This window comes from Syntrophothermus sp., from assembly GCF_013314835.1.
Taxonomy (GTDB): domain Bacteria; phylum Bacillota; class Syntrophomonadia; order Syntrophomonadales; family Syntrophothermaceae; genus Syntrophothermus; species Syntrophothermus lipocalidus.
This window is the reverse complement of record NZ_JABUEX010000019.1, coordinates 19,640-33,649: the sequence shown is the minus strand read 5'-3', so window position 1 is coordinate 33,649 and position 14,010 is coordinate 19,640. Positions and strand designations below refer to the sequence as shown.

General features: G+C 53.5%; 14 protein-coding genes and 2 tRNA genes. 7 read left to right on the top strand and 9 right to left on the bottom strand.

Annotated features, from left to right (window positions below; all coding sequences use genetic code 11):
• Positions 1-22: 22 nt before the first annotated feature.
• On the bottom strand, positions 23-1,207 hold the full coding sequence (locus tag HPY90_RS07585; RefSeq protein ID WP_287193177.1) for a thiolase family protein: 1,185 nt from the start codon (positions 1,205-1,207) through the stop codon (positions 23-25).
• 589 nt (positions 1,208-1,796) lie between these two features.
• Between HPY90_RS07585 and HPY90_RS07580 the strand changes: the two genes are divergently transcribed.
• From HPY90_RS07580 to HPY90_RS07560, 5 genes are all read left to right on the top strand, one after another.
• A complete protein-coding gene (locus tag HPY90_RS07580) occupies positions 1,797-2,795 on the top strand; it encodes a CoA transferase subunit A (protein ID WP_287193131.1) in 999 nt (332 codons plus the stop codon).
• Between the two features lie 121 nt (positions 2,796-2,916).
• Positions 2,917-3,888, top strand: coding sequence for a CoA transferase subunit A (locus tag HPY90_RS07575; RefSeq protein WP_287193129.1), 972 nt, complete (start codon positions 2,917-2,919; stop codon positions 3,886-3,888).
• On the top strand, positions 3,888-4,691 hold the full coding sequence (locus tag HPY90_RS07570) for a CoA-transferase subunit beta (protein ID WP_287193127.1): 804 nt from the start codon (positions 3,888-3,890) through the stop codon (positions 4,689-4,691). The genes HPY90_RS07575 and HPY90_RS07570 overlap by 1 nt, the downstream gene beginning before the upstream one ends.
• A 64-nt stretch (positions 4,692-4,755) precedes the next feature.
• Positions 4,756-5,940 (top strand): CaiB/BaiF CoA transferase family protein, encoded by a 1,185-nt coding sequence (locus HPY90_RS07565; protein WP_287193125.1) that lies wholly within the window; start codon positions 4,756-4,758, stop codon positions 5,938-5,940.
• A 301-nt stretch (positions 5,941-6,241) separates the two neighbouring features.
• Positions 6,242-7,957, top strand: a complete 1,716-nt coding sequence (locus HPY90_RS07560) for an adenosylcobalamin-dependent ribonucleoside-diphosphate reductase (RefSeq protein WP_287193122.1) — start codon at positions 6,242-6,244, stop codon at positions 7,955-7,957.
• A 117-nt stretch (positions 7,958-8,074) separates the two neighbouring features.
• On the opposite strand, the gene HPY90_RS07555 is transcribed toward HPY90_RS07560, so the two are convergent.
• The 4 genes from HPY90_RS07555 to HPY90_RS07540 all read right to left on the bottom strand — a co-directional run bounded on the left by HPY90_RS07555 (position 8,075) and on the right by HPY90_RS07540 (position 10,594).
• Entirely contained in the window at positions 8,075-8,485 is a 411-nt protein-coding gene (locus HPY90_RS07555) for a HEPN domain-containing protein (protein ID WP_287193119.1), read from the bottom strand.
• Positions 8,466-8,828: a nucleotidyltransferase domain-containing protein gene (locus HPY90_RS07550; RefSeq protein WP_287193116.1), complete on the bottom strand. Its 363-nt coding sequence runs from the start codon at positions 8,826-8,828 to the stop codon at positions 8,466-8,468. Before HPY90_RS07550 ends, HPY90_RS07555 begins: the two co-directional genes overlap by 20 nt.
• Positions 8,829-8,914: 86 nt before the next feature.
• Complete coding sequence (locus HPY90_RS07545; protein ID WP_287193113.1) at positions 8,915-9,337, bottom strand: hypothetical protein; 423 nt, start codon at positions 9,335-9,337, stop codon at positions 8,915-8,917.
• A gap of 336 nt (positions 9,338-9,673) precedes the next feature.
• The gene (locus HPY90_RS07540) at positions 9,674-10,594 is read right to left on the bottom strand and encodes a ParA family protein (protein ID WP_287193110.1); all 921 of its coding nucleotides are present in this window, start codon (positions 10,592-10,594) and stop codon (positions 9,674-9,676) included.
• Positions 10,595-10,860: 266 nt separating this feature from the next.
• Here HPY90_RS07540 and HPY90_RS07535 point away from each other — a divergent pair.
• Positions 10,861-10,935: transfer RNA gene (locus HPY90_RS07535), tRNA-Gln, on the top strand.
• 13 nt (positions 10,936-10,948) lie between these two features.
• Positions 10,949-11,024: transfer RNA gene (locus tag HPY90_RS07530), tRNA-Lys, on the top strand.
• 160 nt (positions 11,025-11,184) lie between these two features.
• On the opposite strand, the gene HPY90_RS07525 is transcribed toward HPY90_RS07530, so the two are convergent.
• The 4 genes from HPY90_RS07525 to HPY90_RS07510 form a co-directional block, all read right to left on the bottom strand.
• Positions 11,185-12,237, bottom strand: a complete 1,053-nt coding sequence (locus HPY90_RS07525) for a site-specific integrase (protein ID WP_287193106.1) — start codon at positions 12,235-12,237, stop codon at positions 11,185-11,187.
• Positions 12,238-12,299: 62 nt separating this feature from the next.
• The gene (locus HPY90_RS07520) at positions 12,300-13,088 is read right to left on the bottom strand and encodes an ImmA/IrrE family metallo-endopeptidase (protein ID WP_287193101.1); all 789 of its coding nucleotides are present in this window, start codon (positions 13,086-13,088) and stop codon (positions 12,300-12,302) included.
• 10 nt (positions 13,089-13,098) lie between these two features.
• Positions 13,099-13,557, bottom strand: a complete 459-nt coding sequence (locus HPY90_RS07515) for a helix-turn-helix domain-containing protein (RefSeq protein ID WP_287193098.1) — start codon at positions 13,555-13,557, stop codon at positions 13,099-13,101.
• On the bottom strand, positions 13,554-13,880 hold the full coding sequence (locus HPY90_RS07510; RefSeq protein ID WP_287193095.1) for a DUF4258 domain-containing protein: 327 nt from the start codon (positions 13,878-13,880) through the stop codon (positions 13,554-13,556). Before HPY90_RS07510 ends, HPY90_RS07515 begins: the two co-directional genes overlap by 4 nt.
• Positions 13,881-14,010: the final 130 nt, after the last annotated feature.

Here is a 14,010-nt window from a genome sequence, read left to right as displayed (position 1 = left end):
CACCTCCTTAGGTCCGCGGCGATCACAGCATTTCGATGACTGCTGCAATTGCCGGGCCACCTCCGGCGCACAGCGAAGCACACCCGACTTTGGCACCTCTGCGCCGCATTTCATACAGCATCGTAACCACCAGCCGCACCCCTGTAGAACCGGTGGGGTGACCCAAACCGATGCCCGAACCGTTAGCATTGACCCTGCTCATGTCGATTTTCAGCTCGCGGTTACAGGCCAGCCACTGGGCGGCGAAGGCTTCGTTGATCTCGAAGTAGTCCACATCCTTCATCTCAAGGCCAGCATACTTCAGGGCCTTGGGAATCGCGTACACCGGTCCGATGCCCATTATGCGGGGGTGAACACCGCAGGACGCCGTGCTGAGTACCCTGGCCAGCGGCTTGATACCTAATGCTTCGGCCTTGACGCGGCTCATCAGGACCGCCGCCGCCGCGCCGTCGTTGAGGCCGGAAGAATTGCCCGCGGTCACGGTTCCGTCTTTTTTGAATACGGGCGGCAGTTTGCTCAAGGCTTCAACGGTGACATCAGCCCGGGGATGTTCGTCGGTATCGACGACGACCGTTCCCTTGCGGGCTTTGATTTCTACCGGAGCGATTTCGTCTTTGAATTTTCCCTCCTTGATGGCGGCTGCTGCCCGGATATGGCTGGTGTAGGCCAGTTCGTCCTGTTCCTCGCGGGATATCTTGTACTCTTCGGCTAGGGTCTCGGCGGTGATTCCCATGTGATAGCCCATGATGGCGCAGTTCAGCCCGTCCCATATCAAAGAATCGAACGGCCCATCGTCAGCGTGGAACAGGCGGTATCCCTGGCGGGCTTTGAAAAGATAGTATGGAGCCTGGCTCGGGCTTTCTACCCCGGCAGCTAGCACCACATCGTTTTTGCCCAGCATGATCTCCTGGCAGCCAATCTCCAGCGCCCGGAGCGAAGAGCTGCACTGCTGGTTGATGGTGGCCGCATAGGCCTCCCAGGGGACCCCGATTAGGCCCTGGACCTGGCGGGCAGGATTGCCCTTGGCCCCTCCCTGCAGACAATGGCCCACCAGTACCTGGTCGACCACGTCGGGACTAATGCCGGCTCTGTCCAGGGCCGCCTTTCCGGCTATCGCTGCTAACCGAATAAGCGGTACATCTTTAAGGCTGCCCATAAAGTCACCTATGGGAGTCCTGGCTGCACCCACTATTACTACCTCTCTCACCACTGGCAATGACACTCCTTTCGGCTTGATAAGGCTTTGCCCAAATCCAGCTTCTGAACCGGCATCCCCCCTTTCAGAGGCTTTGTGAATCCAACATGGAGCAAAAAGCGTGCCACTGGGATGAGGATGGTCTGAAAGCCCGGTTTGACGCCGTTCGACCGCTCCGGTTCTTCCTTAACCGTAGTCGGAGTTTGGCAAAAATTCTTGGCCGGTAACTTTTGGTTTGCCAAATTTTCCCCTAGGAGTCCGGCGTTGCGGGAGTTGGCAGAATTGACAAGGTTTTGAGATTCTGCAGAAGAAGCGGGCCCAAGGAAATTTTGCAAATGGTTGTCACTTGTGCAAAACGTACAACTGTACGTCTTTCGGGCAAGGAAAAGGTCTTTATGCTCATAAATTGGAAGCAATGCCGTTTCTGACGTAGCGCATGAGGGGAAACCGGGTCCTTTGCAGCGGGGGCAGAAGGGACTGCGTTGGAAATGACAGGTGCTGGCATGGTACTTGCAAAACCAGCAAACCGATGCGGCAAAGTTTGCACAAGGCCTCTATAGCGCGGTGGTTCGAGGTCGCTGGCGAGAAGGGAGGGAAGGACTTGGCTTCCAGCAAGGTAGTTTCTCTGAAAGAAGCAGTACAAGAAATACAGGACGGGGATGTGGTTTTCCTGGGCGGACTCATCGACTGCCGCCGGCCCATGGCTGCAGTTTACGAGATGGTCAGGCAGAAAAAAAGAGGGCTAATCCTCTTAGCCGAGTGTTCGCTGGCAGAGGACATCCTGGTCGGGGCTGGCTGCGTGGCTGCCTGGCGGGGGTGTTATACCGGTATGGCCAGTTTCGGCTTGTCGCCTGCTACGCAACGAAAAATCGAGCACGAGGAGCTTATCCCCGACGAAATCGGCCATATCGATATTATCCTGGGGGCCATGGCTGCTATGGCGGGAAGCTCCTTCGTCGCCACCCGGGTTACCCTGGGCAGTGATGTCCTTAACCCTTCGTACGACCGCACGGCTTGCATAAGAAACCTGGCCCGCAACCCGGATACGATTCCTCGCCAGAAGTTCGTTCTATTGGAAGACCCTTTCTACGGGCAGGGGACGGTGAAACTGCAGCCAGCCATGCGAATAGACGTAGCGGTCGTCCATGTGCAGGAAGCGGGGGAAGAGGGTACTGCAAGGATACAGGGCAGCCTGGCTTTTGATCACTACGCCGTACACGCGGCACGAAAGGTAATCATTACGGCGGAACGGGTGGTGCCTGAGGAGTACCTGCGGCGGGATCCTAACCGTAACCAGATTCCGGCAACCAGCGTGGACGTTGTAGTGGAGGTGCCGTGGGGCGGACATCCGAGCCAGGTTCCAGGGTTCTATGACGTGGATATGCCTTACATCCGCGATTACTCAGTGCGAGCCCGCACGGAGGAAGGGTTCAAGAACTGGCTGGATGAATGGGTGGTAAGCCTGCCGTCTCGTGAAGCCTACCTGGATAAGCTGGGAGCTGCTAGGCTGGAAAAACTGCGCAGCGTTCCTCCCTTCGGCTACCGTCCGCGCAGAGCGCATGAGGCCGACGAGAATAGGGGTATTCGTGAGGCGTATTGACCGGGCGAAGCGACGTATTGCGAGCAGGATGACCCTGCTCAAGCGGGCCGTTGGGCGGCGAGGGGGTGGGACTGGCCAGAAAAGAAGAAGCACAACCCAACTTTAGGAAAGGAGGCACATCATGAAAAAGAGCAAGGTAGTGAGCTTGCAGGAGGCCATGCAGGAGGTGAAAGACGGTGACTGCATAGTCATGGGAGGCGTGGTGGAGGATCGCCGTCCGGTTGCCGCTGCTTGCGAGCTGGTACGCCAAGGGAAAAGGGGCCTGATAATTCTGGCCGAGTGCTCTCTTTCCGAGGACATACTGGTGGGCGGCGGGTGCGCTGTTGCTTATCGGGGTACGTACAGTTCTATCGGGGCTTTTGGCATCTCCCCCTGTATTCAGCGGATGTCTGAGGAAGGCCGCATCATCATAGATGACATAGGGCACACGGAGGTGTGTCTTGAAGCCCTGGCAGCCATGGCGGGAGCGCCCTTTATTGCTACGAAACTTTGTTTAGGTACTGACGTGCTGAATCCCGCATACGACAACGTGGCCAAGATCAGGGAACTAGCGCGAAACAAAGAAGTTCTCCCCGCCAAGAAGTACGTGCTGATGGAAGACCCGTTTTTCGGAGAAGGGGTGGTGCAGCTTCACCCGGCCCTCAAGGCGGACGTTTTCATCGCCCACGTGCAGCAGGCAGGAGAAGAAGGGACGGCAAGAATTGACGGGAGCCTGGTGTTTGACCATTTTGCGGTCCATGCTGCCAAAAAGGTCATAGTCACGGCCGAACAGGTGGTGCCGGAAGAATACCTGCGCCGGGATCCGAACCGTAACCAGATACCTGCTACCAGTGTCGATATGGTGGTAGAAGTCCCCTGGGGAGCTCATCCCGGACAGCTTTACAACTACTACGATATGGACATTCCCTTTTTGACGGAGTACGCCAAAAAAGCTCGCACCCAGCAAGGGTTCGAAGAATGGGCCGACGAGTGGATATTCAGTGTCAAGGATCATTACGGCTATTTGAACAAGTTGGGGGCAGCTCGGTTAGAAAAACTCCGGGCCATACCTCCTTTTGGGTACCGCCCGAGAATGAGGGGAGGGATAAAGTAATGGCTCAGTTTGCGCGACCTGGAGATTATACACCGGCAGAGGCCATGGTAATTTACTCGGCCAGGGAGCTAAAAAATTTTGACGGGAGAATGGGGTTGATAGGTATCGGTTTACCACTTCTGGCGACCCAGGTAGCCAAAAAACTGTACTGTCCGAACATGATAATGATAGTAGAAACCGGCCAAGCGGATGCTAATCCAATCGAGATCCCCATTTCTATCATGGACAGCCGGCTGACCTACGGGTCTTCCTGGCAGATGGGAGATCCCGAAGGGTTATTCCCGTTGGTCAGGGGGGAAATCGACTTCGGCTTTATCGGCGGGGCTCAAATCGACAAATACGGCAACGTGAATTCCACGTTTATAGGCAGCGATTACAACAAACCGGCCAAACGGCTGGCGGGAACGGCAGGAGCGGTCGACATCGGGGGATTCGCCAAAACCACCATCACCACCATGCACCACCAGAAGCGTCGGGTAGTAGAAAAGGTAGATTACTTGACTACTCCGGGATGGATGGTAAAGAAGTGGCCAGAAGGCACCTGGGTGAGGAGGGAAGAGTTGGGCTTGCCCGGAGGGCCTAGCTGCTTTATTTCCACACTGGGTATCATGCGATACGACGACGAAACCAAAATCATGTACGTGGATCAGTACTTCCCCGGGGTCAGGGTGCAACAGATTAAGGAAAACACCGGATTTGACATCGATGTTTCCCGGGCCACTGAGGCGGAACCCATACTGGTCGAAGAACTGAGGGTGCTGAGGGAAGAAGCCGACCCCTTAAATATTTACCGGACCAGGTAGGCTGGTCCGGTTTAAGATTCGAGGGGTAGCAGGGCTTACAGGGTAGAAAGAAGGTGGTGAAAAAATGGGCTTGCCTCTGCAAGGAATCAGGGTGCTCGACCTCTCCATGTATCTTCCCGGCCCGCTTTGTTCCCAATTCTTAGCCGATTTTGGGGCCGAGGTTATCAAGGTGGAAGAGCTTACAGGGGAGTGGGGGCGCTGGGTACCCCCGAAGATGGGAAAACAGAGCGCGCGGTTTTACGCTGTAAACCGCAACAAGAAGAGCATAGCCTTGAATCTGAAAACAGAAGAAGGGAAAGACGTCTTCCGCAAACTGGTAGCGACCGCCGACGTGCTTGTGGAGCAGTTTCGGCCCGGGGTTATGGATAAGCTGGGGCTGGGCTACCAACAACTTAGAGGAATCAACCCGCGGCTGATCTACTGCGCCATAACCGGATACGGGCAGACCGGGCCGCTAAAGATGGCTGCAGGACATGACCTGAACTATCTCAGCCTGGCCGGGGTTACCGGCCTAACCGGAACCAAAAATGGGAGGCCTGCCATGTCCGCCGTGCAGATCGCCGACATCGCGGGGGGAACCCACGGGGCTGTAAACGCCATTCTGTTAGCCCTTCTCAGCCGGGAGAAGAGCGGGGAAGGGCAGTTCTGCGATGTAGCGATGATGGACGGGGCCGTCAACATGCTGGCCTATACCCTTGGAGAATGGTCCGGCGCCGGGCAGGAACCGCGAAGGGGAGCAGAGCTTCTCACCGGGGGCTATGCCTGTTACAACATCTACGAAACCAAGGACGGCAAGCACGTTTCCTTGGGGGCCATTGAAGACAAATTCTGGCAGGGGTTCTGCGCCAAGATAGGCAGGCTCGACTTCGTCCCGTTACAGTGGGTTCAGGACAAACAGGAAGAGATGATCAATGCCATAGGCGAAGTTTTTAGAGACATGACGCGGGACGAGTGGGTCGAGTTTTTTGCCGACACCGACATATGCTTTACTCCCGTTTTGAGCCTGGAAGAAATGGCGAAGCACCCGCAGGTCATGGAGCGGGAGATGGTCATAATGATAGATGATTTTCTCGGCACCGGAAAAGCCATGTTTGTACCTGGTATTCCCGTGAAGCTCTCGGAAACTCCGGGACAGGTCAGGCTCGACTTTCCCGAGGTAGGCAAGCATACCTGCGAGCTGCTTGAGGAACTGGGCTGCACCTCCGAAGAGATATCGAATCTCAAGAACTCGGGCGTTGTGCAGTTTTAGGGAAGATCAACAACCCGGCACTCAGCCTGTGGCTGGGAGAAACCCGCAGTTGTTGGGGGTTTCGTTTCCTTTCGACTCCGGCTGAGTGCCGGCTTGACTTCATAGGGGCGAAGACCTTTTGCAGTACTGCCACGAGGGGAGTATAAGCAGCGTGATCCGGCGGCGTACGCTCAGGTAAGAAGAAAGCGGTGAGAACCCAAGAAAAAGCGCGTTTCGGGGCACAATTGAATGGAAGATCAACATTGTGATATATTGAACGTAAACGGAGAAGAATTACCCAAAGAAAAGGACGTGAGGCGGGGTGCTGTCAGCGGACGGGCAGAAACTGTTCGAGGCCAGGTACGCCATCCGGGACGAGGACGGAACAGTGGCCGAAACCTTTGACCAAGCGGTAGGACGCCTGGCCCGGACTGTAGCGACAGCCGAAAAGGAACCGAGCCAGTGGGAGGAAAGGTTTGCCCGTATCATAGGGGAGCTCTTTTTTGTGCCGTCAACCCCAATCTGGGCCAACGTGGGCAAGTCCGACCGCCCTTGGCAACCGGCAGCCTGTTTTGTCCTACCCCTTGAGGATTCCCTGGAATCTGTATTCGAGACCCTGAAAGATACCGCCCTCGTGTTCAAATCGGGCGGAGGGGTCGGGTACAACTTCTCGACCATCCGGCCCCGCGGATTTCCGGTCCGCTCCAGCCAGGGCCAGGCCTTCGGGGTGGTGGAGCTCTTGCGGCTGTACGACCATGCGGCCGGCATCATCGTGCAGGGGGGCGTGCGGCGGGGGGCTTCAATGGGGATCTTGAACGCGGACCACCCCGAGATACTCGAGTTTATACGGGCAAAACTGGGTGGAGGACTGACGAACTTCAACATCTCGGTAGGCGTGAGCGATGCTTTCTTGGAGGCCGTCCGCGAGAACGGCACCTGGCGGCTAGTTTTCAACGGTCAGGCGGTCGCGGAATTACCAGCGGCCGAAGTGTGGGAAGCCATCGTCGAGGCCTCCCACGCTTGCGGAGAACCGGGGCTGGTTTTCCTTGATGCTCTTCAGAGGTCTAATCCCATTAGAGGAACAGTAATCGCTGCTACCAATCCCTGTGGCGAAGTCCCACTTCTTGCCGGGGAGTCCTGCATTTTAGGAAGCATTAACCTCGCCCGAATGGTAGACGGTGAAGGCAGGCTGAAGGAAGCGCAGATGGTGGACACGGTGAGGATAGCGGTCAGGTTTTTGGACAACCTGATCGACGTGGGACAGTACCCGTTGACGTTCATAGCCGAGACCACGAGGACTACTCGCAGAATCGGCGTTGGCTTTACCGGGCTGGCCGATGCTCTTATAAAATCAGGTTTGGCCTATGATTCGGAAGAGGGGCGGGCTTGGGCGGACCGGACTGCGGCCATCATCAAAGCAGCGGCTGAGGAAGCTTCGCGCGAGCTGGCGCGGGAAAAAGAGGCTTTCCCTTGGTGGGAGAAAAGCGTCTACTACCCGGATGACCCCCGGCGCAACGCCGCTCTCCTGAGTGTGGCTCCTACTGGGTCAGTCACGCTGATCGCCGGTTGCGAAGGTTACGGCATAGAGCCAATTTTCGCTGTGGCCTACACCAAGTCCACCAGTGCCGCCGGCAAGATAGAAGTGTTCTCTCCGCTATTCCTACAGGAATGCGAGAGGCATGGCATACCGGAAACGGTCCGGTCTGAGGTAGCCCGGCGGGGGAGTTGCCAGGGGGTTGACGGCATTCCCGCCGATATGGCCCGGGTTTTCAAAGGGGCCCGGGAGATCGCCCCGGAAGACCACCTTCTCATGCAGGCTGCGGTACAGAAGCACGTGGACAACGCGGTCAGCAAAACGGTCAACTTGCCTCGCGAAGCCACACCTGCCGACGTTGACCATACCTTCCGCTTAGCGTGGGAACTCGGACTCAAGGGGGTCACGGTCTTCCGGGAGGGCGCGAAACCGGCTCCCGTGACGGTGGGGGCAGGGGAGCCTGAGGAACCGCCTGAAGCACATCGAAACTGCTGCTGGGTGTGATACTTTATATGATATTGCACGCAGCCCGTGAGGACACTTGTCGGCATCACTGCTTAAATCTGGAACACATTTTATTTTCGAGGCAGGCCCCCCCCGTGGCACGCACAAGGACCACGACTAGGGAACGATCAACAATCCGGCTACGAAGGCGACGGCATCTTGTGCCAGCTCCACAGCATCCTGTGCCAGTCTCGCGTTGAAGACGCGTGCTGGAATGCTGTCCGGCAGACCGTTAGGATAACGGGTGGCGATGTAATAGCCGTCAAGACAAGACCAGAAAGAACGCTTCTCTTCAAAGCGGGGTTCGTATTTACTAGCGCGAGCAAGCAGGGAATCGACCGAGTGTCCCACTACTAATTCTTCTCCTTGCGCATAAAGGAACGCTTTTAAGGCCTTTTCGACCACTTGCTGCGAGAGAAAACAGGCAAGGTGATACCCGCCCTCGCGCGCAAGCAACTGTACCCACTTAAGATCTTCGTTGGCCTGTTCCAACCATCTTAATCCTTCCTCAAGCGGGGTTCGCCTCATACAACACCACTCCCTCAGCGAGAGCTTTTTTTAAAAAGGGGCTGTCTTTTAATGATTCAAACTCCTGCTCGGTATAGACTATGATATCGGCATCAACCCGGGGCATGAGCTTTTGGTAGACCCAGCCGCACCGTTCGACGAACGGCAAATTGCTGTGCATGACAACGAGGAGATCGATATCGGTGAAAAGGTCCAGGCGACCGCGAGCCATGGAACCGAAGAGCAGTATCTTACTGGCACCGAGCCTGCGAAGTTCGAGCGTCAAGCGCTTGACTTCCAGGCGGAGCAGGTTGGCATGGTTCTCTCTCTCTTTTCCCGTATTCGCTACGTCCAATGCAATCACTCCTTCAGCTTTTGCATATTCTACCCGTATCTAAATCTAACTGGCAGCGCCACAATGGTGTCATGGCGATCCGAGTTATTCAGCGTCTAAGTGGTATGGCCTTCGTGGGCGGTGACGCGCGATATGGCTTCGCTCTGCAGCCTTCGCCCCACGGTGTGGCGCACGATAGCCTGGATGAGCTCGTCTTTGCGCTGCCTGCTTTTAACCGGCGCTTTTAAGGCCCGGCCCAGGGCCAAAAGATTGGCATTGGTCTTGGTCGACGGGTGAGCGGCCAGAAAAGCACGGGCCTCGGCCTCATCCCGGACGGTGGCTAAGAAAGCTTCGATGTCGGCAAAGTCCGGTTTCCCCTCGGCAGCGGCCGGTTTTTCCGCTTTTTCCTTTGGCTTTTCCTTCTCCTCGAGGACCCAGCGCAGTTTTCCCTGGACTAAGGCCCGGAATTCTTCGTCGGTCATCTGCGACAGGATGTCGCTCAAGAAGCTGAGAGCTTTAATAAGTTCCTCTTTCTTCATCTCATCACCTGCCCCGAAGATAGCTACAGACCCGGAACTCAGCTCAAGCCCTGATTAGTGAACAGCGTTATCGGGACAAGCTGACACATTGCAATTTCGGCCAGCTGAGTGCCGGGCTGATGAACACAGATGGTCTTATAACCAAGAATTTTCCATCATATATTACAACGGCCCGGTTTTCATTCGCCACTGGTGACACTTTCAAGTGTCGTGGGGATGTGTAATATCTGCGACAATCTATAATAATCTGTGACCATCTACGGTAATCCGATGATAATCTGTGTTAATCTGTGCTTATCTGTGTTAATCTGTGTTAATCTGTGTTAATCTGTGGCTCTAAATCCCACACTTTTCCATAAACTCAGCTACTAACGCTTCCAATTCCTCTTTGACCTCACGCTGGGTGGGGTTGGCGGTTTTGCCCAGAATTACGGGGATGCCGTACTCAGGGGCATCGGCGTACATCGTCTTATTCTCTCGGACGTAGCTTTTGAAAGCCGGTAGACCGAGCTCTTTTTCTACCCGGTTCATGTAAGTGCGCTGCGCGGAGTACGGTTCTTTGGAGCGGAAGCTGACCATAGTGTACACGACTCCAGCCAAAACAGGATTAATCGGCTGGTAAGCACCATCGCTTTTTTCTGCGTACAGGTTGTAGCGGTTTACCAGGAACTGTACGTGGCCAAGTAGAGTCTCCATCCCCAAGGTTGAGAGGTAGTCAGGCTTGGTCGGGATGATGTAGTAATCGCACGCTGCAACCGCGGTCTGGGTGATAATGTTGAAGGCCGGGGGACAGTCGATGATGGCCACGTCGAAGCGCCAGGGCGGCATCTGCTCCAGTGCCCGTTTGAGCCGGGAAAGCACCCGCAGGAAATTGGCCTGGCTCTGGCGTTCCGATGCCCCGGCCAGGGCTCCTCCCAATTCTATGTCGATCTCGAACAAGGTGAGATGAGAGGGAACCAGCTTCAAAAACCCGGTGTTGCTGATAATTTCGCGTTCCGGCTCCGCCCATATCTCGTCCAAGGGCAGCTCCTTGCCTGATCTAATAAACTCGTCGTACCAGCGTTTTATCGTCCTTTTTTCCCGGAGGTTCCTATCCCAGAAAGGGACGCTGAAGAAAGAGAAAGTGAGGTTGGCCTGGGGGTCGAGGTCGATCAGGAGGACCTTCTTGCCGGCGGCAACGCACCCGGCACCCAAGTTAGCGGCCAAAGTGGTTTTCCCTACCCCGCCCTTAAAGTTAACTAAAGCCACGGTTTTCATTCCTCTTTTCCCCCTCATCTTCCCCAGCCCTTTTGATTTCTAGCCACAGATGAACACTGATTTTTCCAGTGTAACACAGATGCTGTCTGTGGGTGACCTTCAATCAACCGCAGAACGTTAAAAAACTGCTTCAAAAACCAGTGTCTGGCACTGCCCCGGTCTTTTTACTTTATAACACATAATCGATGCTTTTTAAAACAGGTTTCGGGCGGTATCTCCTTGACATCTGCCCCGAATTCTTATATATTTACTATCGTCAGAAACACTGGGGTGTAGCCAAGCGGTAAGGCACCAGACTTTGACTCTGGCATTCGTTGGTTCGAATCCAGCCACCCCAGCCACTCAAATTCAAGCGGGCCATTAGCTCAGTAGGCAGAGCACCTGACTTTTAATCAGGGTGTCCGGCGTTCGAGTCGCCGATGGCCCACCAGGGAAAACCAAGACCCCTCCGAAGTTGGAGGGGTTTTTTAATGTTTCAAATTTACCAATTTTTATCGCAAAATATCGTACTTTATCAGTAGTCAGGTAGTCAAAAAGTAGTCAGAACAACCGTTCGAAAGAGCACTTGATTAGGAGCACCTGATTTGATTTTATGACTTGCTCAGGTGGTAAATATTCTGAATCTGACGTGCGGCCTGGGTGATATGCTCGTCCTGAATGTGGGTGTAAATGTCCTTAGTCGTAGACAGGTCGGCATGGCCAAGGAGGTACTGGCAGGTTTTTGGGGGTATGCCTATTTTATCAAGCGTGGTGGCATAAGTATGCCGCAGCATGTGCCAGGTAAAATAAAAACTAACTTTCTTCTGTATGGGTTCAAGTAGTCGCCTGACTGCCGTCTTGGTCATCTGTGTCCCCTGGGCGGAGGGAATAACAAACATGGACTTCTTAGGCTGAGACTGGAGCATGTCCCAAAGATGCGGGGGAACAGGAATAATCCTTTCCCCCGCTTTGCTTTTTGGAGATTTCTCTTTAGGTTGGTTGTTGACGAACTCCACCGCCTTTTTCACGTGGATGGTCCGCGTATTCTCGTCTAAGTCTGACCACTTCAAAGCCACTATCTCGCCCCGACGCAAGCCGCAGTACAAGGCCAGGTGGATGGCGAGTTCCGCTCTGGTCCCCTTGCATGCCTCCAGGAGCTCCGCTACCTGTGCAGGCGTCAAAGCTTGCCGTTCGTTCGCCGGCACCTCATAGTATTCCGTGTACTGGGCCGGGTTACCACTTATCAGCCCGTTGCGGACCGCGTACTTGAACATCCCGTTTAGGGCCACCAGGACCTGCCGCTGAAGGCTCTTTGATTTGCCTTGTTCGCCCATTTGATTGATGAGGTTCTGGACATGGATGGGCCTCACATCTTTGAGCTTCATATTCCCCAGAGCGGGGAATATGTATTTGTTCAGCGCCAGCAGGTAGCCTTCTTGCGAACTGTTCCCTGTCTTGCCTTCCTTGACAGTCTTCCACCACTTCTCCGCCCACTCCTGGAGTGTGATTTTACTACTGTCGGGAACAACACCTGGGGCGTACTGCATCTTTAAGGCTTCTTTCTTCTCGTTTACTTCCCGGATAGTGCGCCCGTAAACGAATTTAGTCTTTCCGCCGGGCAGGGTGATTTTGGCTTGGTATCGACCGTCTGGACGTTTCTTCATGTTATTTCTTTCTCCCTTCGTTCTCATAAGTGGCCAGGGTACTTTGTGAGCACCCCTTCTTGTTAAAGAGCGTTGTTATCCTCATCGAACGGAATGGTCAGGATGGTAAGTGCAGCGTTTAACGAAGGCATGATAATGGATTGTTCATTTACATAGTCCAGGTTTTTCGGATTTTCCAGCCAGATGCTGGCACGTGTTTGTTTTAATAACTCGCTTGCAGCACCCTTGCTATAAAAGTCATAAATGTGAGCAGCAGGATCCATCGTCTTTGTAGCTCTGATGTAATAGCGAAAGTTTTGGGATTTCTTGAACCACTTTATTTGTCCATTTGCAGATAAAACTATGGCGGCACTGTCTGGCGTAACCTGAAGTAGCCTGACAGCTGCCGCCGTTATCGATACTTCATATTTATCGGCGATTTCCTTTACCGATTCAGCACTATACTCATAAGCCTTGGCGTCCTTTGCTATGTGATGATGTGGCATAAGTAGCTCGCTGGCAAATACATTTGCCTCCCATTCCTGCATTGTGCTGGGGTTGGATTCAAACGTCATAAGATCCGATGCAGAGCAGCCGATTATAAGCAGCTCGTGATGGGGCATATAGTAGTGTCCCAATTCATGTGCGAGCGAAAACTTCTGACGGAGGTGGTAAGGGGTACTGTCGCTGAGAATGATTTTCTTAGCCCCGCTTTGAATGAGTAATACAGCCTCACATTGGCGGAGGGGTTCATAGCAAACCTCGATGTTGAAGTGTTTGCATATCTGAAACGGATCTACCGGGACACTATCTATGTTCAGCAGTTGTAAAAGTTCCCGAGCGTAAATCTCGGCTTGTGAAAGTCGAATCATAGCTCCACCTCTATGTTTGTTGGTTTAGATGACGCAGGATAATTTCTTTGTCTCCTTCTAGGTTTTTTCCGTTAAAGTTCCGTGCCGCCAGAAGGGAATTGCTAGTAGAATTTATGATGCTTTCTATGTCTTTCCTCATAAATCGCCATTCACGACCTATTTTTACAGCTTTAAGACGCCCGTCTCGTATCATATTGTAAACAGTCTGATTACTGACCCTCAGTAAGTCTGCCACCTCAGTAACATTTAATAAATCTGGCCTTTCCTCTGGCCTTAAACTTGCCAGACTTTTCCCTAGCTCCATTAGCATATTAATCTCTTCGAACGGGTAAACTATTTCCCCGCACTCAGGGCACACGAACGCATTTACACCTTCTATAGTCAGCGTATATTTACCCCAGCCAGCTTGTGTCGATATAGTTTTTTCTTCCATCTCGGTGCCGCACATGAAGCACGTTCTTTTTGTCATTTTCGTTTCCTCCTCTTTAGATACCCATTGTGATACTCCCAAACCTCATCAATGGTCCTGCATACCGATACTACCAATGGGAAAGGATAGGCAGCAGCAACGATTACATAAATTTCTGGCCTTCCAGTTGTTGGCTCTTGAAATAACACATGGATATCGTCGAATTGCGTTTGCAACTCTATTACCTTGCCACGTAGAATACATTCAATGACCTGCTCTTTGTCTATAGTCCGTTCTATCATTCTGCACTTAGCATGGTCCGAAAAATCAAGCCACCCTTTTCGTACGCACCCTATTATCCATTGTTCAGGGAAACCTCCCATCAGGGTTCTTCTCCTCTCTATAACTGTATTATAAAATGCTATAAAATGCTATAAATAATTTAGACACATTGATCGCCATTTACTGGAATTAGTGAGGTTATCGTACCTATTCATGCCTCTCCTTCGATAT

Bases quoted from the DNA above. Each gene is read 5' to 3' on its own strand.
- HPY90_RS07520 (WP_287193101.1), bottom strand. From the start codon at position 13,088: ATGATTCGACTTTCACAAGCCGAGATTTACGCTCGGGAACTTTTACAA.
- HPY90_RS07575 (WP_287193129.1), top strand. From the start codon at position 2,917: ATGAAAAAGAGCAAGGTAGTGAGCTTGCAGGAGGCCATGCAGGAGGTG.
- HPY90_RS07555 (WP_287193119.1), bottom strand. From the start codon at position 8,485: ATGAGGCGAACCCCGCTTGAGGAAGGATTAAGATGGTTGGAACAGGCC.
- HPY90_RS07570 (WP_287193127.1), top strand. From the start codon at position 3,888: ATGGCTCAGTTTGCGCGACCTGGAGATTATACACCGGCAGAGGCCATG.
- HPY90_RS07515 (WP_287193098.1), bottom strand. From the start codon at position 13,557: ATGACAAAAAGAACGTGCTTCATGTGCGGCACCGAGATGGAAGAAAAA.
- HPY90_RS07525 (WP_287193106.1), bottom strand. From the start codon at position 12,237: ATGAAGAAACGTCCAGACGGTCGATACCAAGCCAAAATCACCCTGCCC.
- HPY90_RS07540 (WP_287193110.1), bottom strand. From the start codon at position 10,594: ATGAAAACCGTGGCTTTAGTTAACTTTAAGGGCGGGGTAGGGAAAACC.
- HPY90_RS07545 (WP_287193113.1), bottom strand. From the start codon at position 9,337: ATGAAGAAAGAGGAACTTATTAAAGCTCTCAGCTTCTTGAGCGACATC.
- HPY90_RS07565 (WP_287193125.1), top strand. From the start codon at position 4,756: ATGGGCTTGCCTCTGCAAGGAATCAGGGTGCTCGACCTCTCCATGTAT.
- HPY90_RS07510 (WP_287193095.1), bottom strand. From the start codon at position 13,880: ATGGGAGGTTTCCCTGAACAATGGATAATAGGGTGCGTACGAAAAGGG.